The sequence below is a fragment of the bacterium genome, assembly GCA_035703895.1.
In the GTDB taxonomy this organism is placed as follows: domain Bacteria; phylum Sysuimicrobiota; class Sysuimicrobiia; order Sysuimicrobiales; family Segetimicrobiaceae; genus Segetimicrobium.
In genome coordinates this window covers 1-9,907 of sequence record DASSXJ010000059.1, presented here as the reverse complement: position 1 = coordinate 9,907, position 9,907 = coordinate 1, and the positions used below count along the sequence as shown (strand labels likewise).

Genomic DNA, 9,907 nt, shown 5'->3' with positions numbered 1-9,907 from the left:
TCCCCTTGACGAACAGCGACGTCTCCCGAGTATTGAGGTACTTCGGCGTCCCCTCCGCGAGCACGCGCCCGCCAAACGCGACGGGGCGGCCCTGAAGGTCGTGAATGGGGAAGATGACCCGATCCCGCAGCGCATCGTAGTACCCTCCGCCTCCGGAGCGGGCAACCGCCAGACCGGCTTGCTCGAGGATTGCTGGGTCAAACCCCCTCGGCTGGAGGGCTCGAATCAGGTTGTCCCAACCCGAAAGAGCGAGTCCAAGCTGGAACGCCTCCACCATACGCGGCTCCACACCACGCGATGCGAGGTAGCGCCGCGCACCGGCGCCGGCTTGCCCCGACAGCTGCGTCCGAAAGAATGCCGCCGCCTCGGCCACCGCCCGGAGAAGCCGCTCTCGCTCCCCGGCCCCAGGCTCCCCACCCGCGGGCACCTCCAGCTGAACCCCGGCGCGGGTGGCCAGCTCCTGGCGCGCTTCCCCAAAGGTGAGAGACCCCATCCGCATCACGAAGTCAAACACGTCTCCACCGGCGTGGCAGCCAAAACAGTAGAAGAAACCGCGCTCCGGATCGACGGAAAACGACGGGGTCTTCTCGGAGTGGAACGGACAGAGCCCTGTGTACCTCCGGCCCGACCGGCGCAACGTGACGTGGGGGGACACGACATCCAGGATGCCCACCCTGCGCCTGATCTCATCGGTGATTTCCCGAACCCCGGGCATCTGCGCTCCCTTCGGCCGCGAAAAAAGCCCTATCTCTCGGCAAGATAAGGCTCCCTGGCCCCCCTATACGGTATTGTCCGTTTCCGGGATCCAGTCCTCTCTGCTTCTGGAGGGGTTCGCCGGATCGCCACGAACTCCCCCAGGCGTTTGGGAGGGTGCGATGGACGAACCCGGGGTGGTCTCGAGCCACGTGCTGTATCGGGCCGGTCCCGCCGGTCGCGTTCGCGCGGCGCGCGCGGCCGGCGCGTCCATCTACGACGTCGAGGGGCGGCGGTACCTCGACGGTTCCTCGGGCCCGCTCGCCTCGAACCTCGGGCACAGTCTCCCCGAGATCGTGGCGGCGATCACGGAGCAATTGGGACGCATGACCTTTGCGCACGGCTCCACGTTCAGTAGCGACGCCCAAGAGCGTGCGGCCGACCTCGTGATCCGATTCGCGCCGCCAGGGTTCACGCGCGTGTTCTTCGTCTCGGGAGGCAGCGAGGCCACCGAAACGGCCATCAAACTGGCCCGGCAGTATTGGGTCGACGCCGGACGCCCCCGCAAGTACAAGGTCGTCAGCAAACGGGCGAGTTATCATGGGGCGACGCTGGGGGCGCTGTCGGCATCCGGGTTTGCCGCGCGCAGGGCCCCTTATGATCCGCTGTTGCTCCCGTTCCCCCAGATTCCCGAGGTCCATTGCCGGCGGTGCCCGTTCGGCCTTACGTACGGCCGGTGTCAGATCGAATGCGCGACCGCGCTCGACGACACCATCCGCCGGGAAGGGGCGGACACCGTGGCCGCGTTCATCGCTGAGCCCGTGTCGGGGGCCGCCAACGGGGCGGTCGTCCCCCCTCCGGAGTACTTCCCCCTCATCCGCCAGATCTGCGACCGGCACGACGTCTTGTTCATTGCCGACGAGGTCATGACCGGGTTTGGACGGACCGGGGCCAACTTTGCGCTCGATCACTGGCACGTCGCCCCCGACATCATCGTGTGCGCGAAGGGGTTGGGGGCCGGCTACGTCCCCGTCGGCGCCGTCATCGCCCACGAGCGGATCAGCGAGCAGATCTTTCGAACATCCGGCCGGTTCGTACACGGCTACACGTACGCGGGCAACCCGCTGGCGTGGGCCACAGCCGTCGCCGTCCTCACCTATATCGAGACGCACGACCTGGTCGCCGCGGCGAGACGGAAAGGCGAGATCCTGCGCCGCGAACTGGAAACCCTCAGTCCCTTGCGCGGCGTGGTGGAGATCCGTGGGTTGGGGTTGATGTGGGGAGTGGAATTCGCCGTGCCCCCGGATCACCCCGCCGCATCGGCGCCGGGCGAGGCCGTCGTCGCGGCGGCGTTTCGAAACGGGCTCCTGGTCTACCCTTCGGGCGGCGCGCTGCCTGGGTCGACCGTCAACCAGATTCTCGTCGGGCCGCCCCTGACCGTGACCCCATCGGAGATCGCCGAACTGGGCGCCCTGCTCCGGCAGAGCGTCGCGGAGGCGCTCGCCCGCTAACCCTAGCGCCTGAGCCACCACTCGTTCGAGTTCCAGCTCGGATCAACCATATTGGGGTTGGGCTGGAGTCCCTGAATAGCGGCCTTGATGCCGGCAATGCCCACGTAATGGTAAATGGGGAGGTGCGGCAGGTCGATCGCAAGCACCTGCTGCAGCTTGTGGTAGATTGGCTTGCGCTTCTCCTGGTCCACCTCTCTCACGCCGGCCTCTAGAAGATGATCCACCTCCGGGTTCTCGTACGCGATCGCGTTCCGCCCCTTGCCTCCCTTTACGGGGATGTACTTGCTGTGCAGGCGGAAGGTGTGGTCGGGGTCGGGGCCCATGGGGATGCCGTTGATCACCGTTTGGAACTTCGACAACCGGTAGAAGTCACCGAAGATGACGGCCGCGGGCAGGTTGTTGATCTTCATTTCCACGCCGATTTGCCGCCACTGCTGCTGCAGCAACTGCTGGATCTGCTCGCGCGCCTTGTTCCCGGCCGTGGTGGCGTTTTCGAACGCGAGCCGCTGGCCGCCTTTGACCCGGATCCCGTCCGGGCCGACCTTCCAGCCCGCCCGCTCGAGCAACTCTTTGGCCTGGTCGGGATTGTATTTGTGGGTGCCTTTGACCCTGGGATCGAACGCCCACGACTGAGGCGGAATGTAGGTCTCCGCCTCGGGGACCAGGCCGTGGAAAATCTTCTCGATGATCGGCTTCTTGTCCATACCAAAGTACAGCGCCTGCCGTACCCGGCGGTCCTGAAATAACGGGTTGAGAAAGTTGAAGCCCACGTTCTCGTATTGCGTTCCCGGCGTCACAAACACCGTGGTATTGGGGAGCGCCTTGGCCTCGGGATAGAGGTCGACCAGGATGCCCTGGGTCCCGGTGACGTCGATCTCGCCCGTCTTGAACTGGGTGAAGAGCACCGTGAGATCGGGCACATACTTGTAGATCAACCGGTCCACGTACGGCCCGGGCCCGTGATAGGCCCGGTTGGCCTCAACCGTGATGTGGTCCCCCGCCACCCACTCCACAAACTTGAAGGCGCCGCTGCCGATCGGCTTCTTTGTGTTGAACTCATCTTTATTGATGTCCGGGCTCTTGGCCAGCACATGCTCCGGGACGATGTACATGTCGGCTAGAACGGACATGATCGGCGCGTAGGGCTCTTTCAGGGTGAACCTGACCGTGAAATCGTCTGCGGCTTCCATCGAGCCGATCTGGTCATACCCGACGGTCGAGTAGGCGGTGACCTTCGGATTCATCAACGTCTGCCAGGTGAAGACGACATCCTTCGCGGTCAGCGGCTGGCCGTCGTGCCACTTGGCGTCCCGCCGCAACTTGATCGTGAAGGCCGTGCCGCCAGCGGAGATGCCGCCGTTCGTCAGGCTGGGGATCTCGGCGGCGAGGCTGGCCACGTACTTCCCCTTCGGGTCGATCCGCCACGGGGCGTCGAAGAGGGACATGTGGGTGCCCCGTTGCGTCTCGATCCAAGGCATGATCGGATTGAAGTTTTGGGGCTCCTGCGAGATGCCCATGATGATCTGGCCTCCCCGCTGGGGCCGTGCGGTCGTTTGCGCTTGGACGAGGGCGCCCGAGGGGGAGCGCGCGCCGCCGAGCAGCGCACCCGCTGCCGCCGTCCCGGCGGTCAGAATGGTCTGGGCGAGAAATCGCCGCCGGGTCACCCGCGCCCCCCCGGCCTGCCCTTTGGTCTCGCTCGACGATCGCGCCTGCTGGCGAGTCATCTGCGTCCCCCTTCGACCGCGCCCGTCACGAGAATGTGAGCCGAGGATCCAGGGCGTCCCGGAGCCCGTCGCCGGCAAAGTTGAAGCTCAGCACGGTGAGGGTGATCATCATCCCCGGGAAAATCGCCGCCCATGGCGCGGAGAAGACGTAGGTCTGGGCGTTGTTCAGCATGTTGCCCCAGCTGGCCGTGGGCGGTTGGATCCCGTACCCTAGGTAGCTCAGCGCCGACTCCAAGAGGATGGCCGTGGCCACGGTCAGCGTGGCCGCCACCAGTACGGGCGCCATCGCGTTGGGGAGTAGCTCACGGAAGATGAGGCGGAGATCGGTCGAGCCGATCGCCCGAGCGGCGGCGACGAACTCCTGCTGTTTGATGGCCAGGATCTGACCGCGCACGAGCCGGGCGACCGCCATCCATGAGTTCAGGCCGATGATGAGCGTGATGGTGAGCATCGTGGGTTTGAGAAAAGCGGACAACCCCAGGAGCAAGAAGATGGTCGGCATCGAGAGGAGGACGTCCGCGAGGCGCATGATCACGACGTCGACCACGCCCCCGTGAAACCCGGCGACGGCGCCGAGGACGGAGCCCACCACCACCGCGATCAACGCGGTGATCAGCCCGACGGCGAGCGAGACGCGGCCCGCGTGGAGGAGACGGCTCAGGATGTCGCGACCCAACTCGTCCGCGCCGAGCGGAAAGCCGTGCTGCCCCGGCGGAGCGAACTTGTACGCCATATCGATGTACAGCGGATTCCGAGGCGTTAGTGCCGGCGCGAAAACCGCCAGGAGGACGAGCAAGACCACCACGAACGCCCCTACCGACCCGAGCCGGTTGCGGAGAAACCTCCGCCAGACTATGGACGCCCGGCTGTGCGGCGCGAGCATGCGTGGCGCTCCGGCCCGCGGATTCGCCCCGATCGCTTCGGCCTTGTTCATCGGGGCCGTCCTACGCCATCCGGATGCGCGGATCGACGAGCGCATAGCAGAGGTCGGCGAGGAGACTGCCCGCGAGCACCATTGCCGAGGTGACCAGTAGGAGCCCGAGGATCACCGAGTAGTCCTGGTAATTCAACGAGTCGAGGTACAGCCGTCCGACACCCGGCCATGAGAACACGGTCTCGGTCACCAGCGCCCCACCGAAGAGATTCCGGAACTCTAATCCTCCCAGCGTGATCAAGGGAATCAACGCGTTCCTCAGCGTATGGCGCTGGAGGACCGCGGCTGCGCGAAGTCCCTTGGCTCGTGCCGTCCGGATGTAATCCTGGCCAATGACCTCCAGTACGCTCGACCGAGTGTACCGGCTCCACGTGGCCGTCATCCAGAGTCCGAGCACGGAGGCGGGCCCGACGAGGTGAATGAAACGGTCTCTCGCCGAGAACGGCGAGCCCAGCGATGAGAGGCCGCCAGAAGGAATCCAGTGGAGGGTCGCCGCGAACACGATGATCACGATGAGCCCAAACCAGAAGGTGGGTACGGAGAGCCCGATCATGGCCGCCGGGGTGGCGAGGTAGTCAAAAAGGCTATAGCGGCGCAGGGCGCTCACGACTCCCGTGGTGATCCCGAACGTGATCGCAATCAGATAGGCAGCGCCCATTAACTCGATCGTAGCCGGCACGCGCTCGAGAATGATCGCCCCAACCGGACGTCCGGTCCGATAGGAATACCCGAGATGGCCGCTCAGCATGCCGGAGGCCCATCGCACGTACTGCACGTGGATCGGTTGATCCAACCCCAGGAGATGCTCGATCCGGCGCATATCGGCCTCGGTCATGCTGGGGTTCTGGGCGTAGACGGCCATAGGGCCGCCCGGGGCGAGCCGAAGGATGACGAAGGCAACGAACGAGACGCCGATCAGGAGAGGGACCGCCTGGAGCACCCGCTTGAAGAGATATCCTCCCATGGAGCACCCGCGTTCTCTCAGGCGGTCTTCAACTCGCCCAGGTAGGCGCTTCGGATCATCTCGTTCTCGCGCAGGCTCTGCGCCGTCCCCGAAAGCACCACCTGGCCCGTCTGGAGCACGTAACCCCGCGTGGCGATCGAGAGCGCCATGTTGGCATTCTGTTCTACGACGAAGATCGTCGTGCCCTGACGGTTGATCTCCTTGATGATGTCGAACACCTGCTCCACGAGGATCGGTGAGAGCCCCATCGATGGCTCGTCCATGCACAGGAGGCTCGGCCGGGCCATGAGCGCCCGCCCGATCGCCACCATCTGCTGCTCGCCGCCGGACAGCGTCCCGGCAAGCTGGTTGCGCCGCTCCTTGACCCGCGGGAAAAGGGTGTAGACGCGCTCCAGGTCCTGCTCGATTCCGGTAAGATCCTCCCTCGTATACGCGCCCATCTCGAGGTTTTCGTAGACGGTCATCTTGGGAAACAGCCGCCGGGCCTCAGGCACCGGCGCGATCCCCCGCCTGACCCGCTCCGAGGTGGGTAACCCGTTGATCGGCTCCCCGCGGTAGAACACAGTCCCCCGAGCCGGCCGTACGAGCCCCAAGACAGTCTTCATCGTCGTAGATTTTCCCGATGCGTTCCCGCCCAGCAAACATACGATCTCGCCCGCGCGAATCTCGTAGTTCACCCGCTTGAGGGCGTGGAGCTCGCCGTAGTACGTGTCGACGTCCCTAAACTCCAGCAGCAGCTGTCCGTCCGAGGTAGGCGCGGATGACATCATCGTTCCGCTGAACCTCCTTCACTGTGCCTTCTGCGATCTTCTCACCGTAGTCCAGGACGGCGACCTTGTCGGAGATCTCGTTCACGACGTTCATCTTGTGCTCGATGAGCAAAACGGTGATGCCGAAGGTCCGAAGGCTCCGAATCTGGTCCGCCAGTTCGAGGGTCTCCGCAGGGTTCATTCCGGCGGTCGGCTCGTCCAGCAGCAAGAGTTTAGGGCGTGAGGCGATCGCGCGTGCGATCTCGAGCCGCCGCCGGTTTGCGTAAGAGAGGCTGCTGGCCAGGTGGTTCACTCGAGGGACGAGCCGGTTCCCGAAGACGTGCAACACCTCGATCGCCCATTCCCGAGACTCGCGTTCCTCAGCACGCGTCGATGGCGGCCGGAAGACTGCGCCGACGGCGTTGGTCCGGGTCCGCGCGTGCATCCCCACGAGGACATTGTCGAGCACGGTCATGTTCCCGAACAGGCGCAGCGTCTGGAAGGTCCGGGCAATGCCTTTCTGGACGATGGCGTGGGCCGGCAATCCCGTGATGTCCTCGCCCGCGAACCGCACCCGGCCGCTGTCCGGGCTATCAAGACCGGTCACGAGGTTGAAGAACGTCGTCTTGCCGGAGCCGTTGGGCCCGATCAGGCCGACGACGGTATGGGGAGGGACGATCAGGTCCACACTGTTCACCGCGCTGATCCCACCAAACCGCTTGGTGAGGCCGGCGGTCTCCAGCATTGGGGTCCCCTGTGATACCTCCACCTTCTCGATGCGGCTCAGTGAGACCCCAATTCCACCGCGGGACGGAGCCGCGGCCTCCTCGGTCATGGACAGGGATGCGGTCCTTCGGGTGGCAGGGATGAGACCGCCGCGACGGTACAGCATCATCATCACGAGGATGATTCCGAAGATCAGCTCGATCCCTTGGACGAGTTCGAGTTGCTGGAGCCACTCACTCTGCACGAGCCGGCCGAGTGCGTGGGTCCACTGAGTCAAATCTTGTAAAAACCAGGACTGCAGGAGTTGGAGGATGAGCGCCCCCAGCACCACACCCGGGACGCTCCCAATCCCACCCAAGACGACCATCACGAGCACCATCACCGATACCGGGAACTGAAACATGTCTGGGGTGGCGGTCGTGAGCTTTGCGATGTAGAAGGTGCCGGTGGCGCCGGCAAACGCAGCCCCAATGGCGAACGCCAGCAACTTCAGACGCGATCGGTTGACCCCCATGGCGCCTGCGGCGATCTCATCCTCGCGAATCGCCATCCAGGCCCGCCCGATCCGGGAGTCCCTCAACCGGTAGCTGATAAATATAAGTAGAGCTATCATGAAAACACCTAAATAGTAATAGGGCGTCGAGTTGACCCCGAATCGGTACCCGAAGGCCTGTGGGGAGTTCACCCCGTTGAGCCCCATTGCCCCGTTCGTCAGCTTCGGGGTATTGCGCACAACGATCGGGACAATCTCGCCGAAGCCCAGGGTGACGATCGCCAGATAGTCACCCTTCAACCGAAGGGTAGGCGCGCCAAAGAGAACCCCAAAAAGGGCAGCGACCACCGCGGCGCCCGGGAGCATCAGCCAGAAGGAGAAGTGGAGCTGCACGACGTCCGGAGCTCCTTCGATGTGATATCGACTGACGAGCCCCAGCCACTGGAGTGCCTGCCAGGCGTCGTTCCACGGCGGGGTGACCTGTCCGGAGGCAAGGATCCCATACACGTACGCCCCAATCGCGAAGAAGGCCGCGTACCCGAGATCAAGCAGGCCGGCAAACCCTACCACGATGTTGAGGCCGAGGGCAAGGATCGCAAATGCGCAGGCGTTGGCCGCCGCGTCGATATCCCCGCCGTTCTGGACGATGACCGGGAAAAGAAGGGCGCCTCCGACCACGAGAGCCAGGCCAACGCGCTTCCGCGTCACCTCAGGAATCCGACGGACAGGCGCCGCAAGGGCGTTCCAGAAGCTTCGCGGTTGGGCTATTAGGATGGTCTCAGTCCCGGCGGCGGGGGAAGGCGACACGTCGGCCATTGCTTGTTCTCACGACTTTTGATGGGCGGATGACCCGAAGATCCCAGTGGGCCGAAAGACGAGAACAAGGATCAAAATGGAGAAGATGATCACATCCGTCCAGCGCACCGCGAGGAACTGCCCGCCCAGCGACTCGATAAGGCCGATGATGAGGCCTCCCAGCATCGCGCCCACGATATTCCCGATCCCGCCCAGCACTGCGGCCGTAAAGGCCCGAAGGCCGGCCGTATAGCCGATGATGAAGCTGGTGAAATTGTAGTAGAGGCCGAAGATCAGTCCCGCCGCCCCCGCCAGGGCGGAACCGATAAAAAACGTGAGCATGATGATCTGGTCCACCTCGACTCCCATCATCCGGGCCGCCTCTTGGTCCTGGGCGGTGGCGCGCATCGCTTTGCCCATCTTTGTCCGCCGCACAAAGACCTGCAGGAGCCCCATCAGGACAAGCGACACGCTCCAAAGGAGCACCTCGCGCAACCGCAGCACCGCGCCGCCGAGATCCCAACTGATCCTCGGCATCGGGTTGGGATAGTTCTGTGAGGCTGCGCCAACCGTGAGCAGAATGATGTTGAAGAGGATATAGGAGACACCAATCGTCGTGATCATCGACGCTGTGCCGGGGACGTTCCGCATGGGGCGGAGCGCCGTGCGTTCAATCAGCACGCCGATCCCCCCCGACAGGAGCATGGTGCTCGCGAGCGCCAGGGACAGCGCTCCCACGAGCGGCAGTCCCACCAAGACGCGGCTTTGGCCGACGAGCCCGAGCGACTGAAGCACCCACAGCGCAATGAACGAACCCACCATAAAGACGTTAAAGTGAGCGAAGTTGATCAGCTCGATGATCCCGTAGACCATCGTGAACCCCAGTGCGAGCAGCGAGTACATCGCGCCGAGGCTCAGCCCGTTGATGATTTGCTGGACCACGATATCCCGCAACGTCATGGTGACCCGTCCCCTTGTGCCGGCGCCGCAATAATGGAGCGGGCCGGTCCCCCGGTCCCCGTCAGGGGGCGACCCGCTCCATTGAGGTTTCTCAGCCCATCACTGTTCCGGGGCTACACCAATATACTTGTACTGGTGCAGGATATCGTCATCCGGGAACTTCGGGTTGCGCTTGATCTGGAAGACGCTAATCACCCTGGACGCCAGGTCCCCGTTTGCGTCAAACGAGACCACACCCTGCATCGTCTTGAGCTTCGTGGCCTGGATGGCATCGCGGACGGAGTGCCGGTCGACCGGCTTTCCGCTCTTCACGACTCGCGAAATCGCATCGAAGATCACGAGCGCTGCGTTGTACCCT

Annotated in this window: 9 protein-coding genes; 1 reads left to right on the top strand and 8 read right to left on the bottom strand. The window is 64.1% G+C overall.

Translation table 11 applies throughout. The features are described 5' to 3' along the window. Positions 1-715: CHC2 zinc finger domain-containing protein (locus VFP86_04370; protein ID HET8998859.1), on the bottom strand; the 715-nt coding region annotated here is incomplete at its 3' end. 160 nt (positions 716-875) lie between these two features. Between VFP86_04370 and VFP86_04365 the strand changes: the two genes are divergently transcribed. Then, on the top strand, positions 876-2,204 hold the full coding sequence (locus VFP86_04365) for an aminotransferase class III-fold pyridoxal phosphate-dependent enzyme (protein HET8998858.1): 1,329 nt from the start codon (positions 876-878) through the stop codon (positions 2,202-2,204). Positions 2,205-2,206: 2 nt separating this feature from the next. On the opposite strand, the gene VFP86_04360 is transcribed toward VFP86_04365, so the two are convergent. The 7 genes from VFP86_04360 to VFP86_04330 all read right to left on the bottom strand — a co-directional run. Beyond that, complete coding sequence (locus VFP86_04360; protein ID HET8998857.1) at positions 2,207-3,928, bottom strand: peptide ABC transporter substrate-binding protein; 1,722 nt, start codon at positions 3,926-3,928, stop codon at positions 2,207-2,209. 25 nt (positions 3,929-3,953) lie between these two features. Next, positions 3,954-4,862: an ABC transporter permease gene (locus VFP86_04355; GenBank protein ID HET8998856.1), complete on the bottom strand. Its 909-nt coding sequence runs from the start codon at positions 4,860-4,862 to the stop codon at positions 3,954-3,956. Positions 4,863-4,872: 10 nt separating this feature from the next. Beyond that, complete coding sequence (locus tag VFP86_04350) at positions 4,873-5,826, bottom strand: ABC transporter permease (GenBank protein ID HET8998855.1); 954 nt, start codon at positions 5,824-5,826, stop codon at positions 4,873-4,875. Between the two features lie 17 nt (positions 5,827-5,843). Continuing rightward, a complete protein-coding gene (locus VFP86_04345) occupies positions 5,844-6,596 on the bottom strand; it encodes an ABC transporter ATP-binding protein (GenBank protein HET8998854.1) in 753 nt (250 codons plus the stop codon). Then, positions 6,547-8,442, bottom strand: coding sequence for a branched-chain amino acid ABC transporter ATP-binding protein/permease (locus VFP86_04340; GenBank protein HET8998853.1), 1,896 nt, complete (start codon positions 8,440-8,442; stop codon positions 6,547-6,549). Before VFP86_04340 ends, VFP86_04345 begins: the two co-directional genes overlap by 50 nt. A gap of 177 nt (positions 8,443-8,619) precedes the next feature. Further along, complete coding sequence (locus tag VFP86_04335) at positions 8,620-9,549, bottom strand: branched-chain amino acid ABC transporter permease (protein HET8998852.1); 930 nt, start codon at positions 9,547-9,549, stop codon at positions 8,620-8,622. Positions 9,550-9,648: 99 nt separating this feature from the next. Further along, on the bottom strand, positions 9,649-9,907 hold a 259-nt coding region (locus tag VFP86_04330), incomplete at its 5' end, for a branched-chain amino acid ABC transporter substrate-binding protein (GenBank protein HET8998851.1).

Bases quoted from the DNA above. Each gene is read 5' to 3' on its own strand.
- VFP86_04360 (HET8998857.1), bottom strand. From the start codon at position 3,928: ATGACTCGCCAGCAGGCGCGATCGTCGAGCGAGACCAAAGGGCAGGCC.
- VFP86_04350 (HET8998855.1), bottom strand. From the start codon at position 5,826: ATGGGAGGATATCTCTTCAAGCGGGTGCTCCAGGCGGTCCCTCTCCTG.
- VFP86_04345 (HET8998854.1), bottom strand. From the start codon at position 6,596: ATGATGTCATCCGCGCCTACCTCGGACGGACAGCTGCTGCTGGAGTTT.
- VFP86_04335 (HET8998852.1), bottom strand. From the start codon at position 9,549: ATGACGTTGCGGGATATCGTGGTCCAGCAAATCATCAACGGGCTGAGC.
- VFP86_04355 (HET8998856.1), bottom strand. From the start codon at position 4,862: ATGAACAAGGCCGAAGCGATCGGGGCGAATCCGCGGGCCGGAGCGCCA.
- VFP86_04365 (HET8998858.1), top strand. From the start codon at position 876: ATGGACGAACCCGGGGTGGTCTCGAGCCACGTGCTGTATCGGGCCGGT.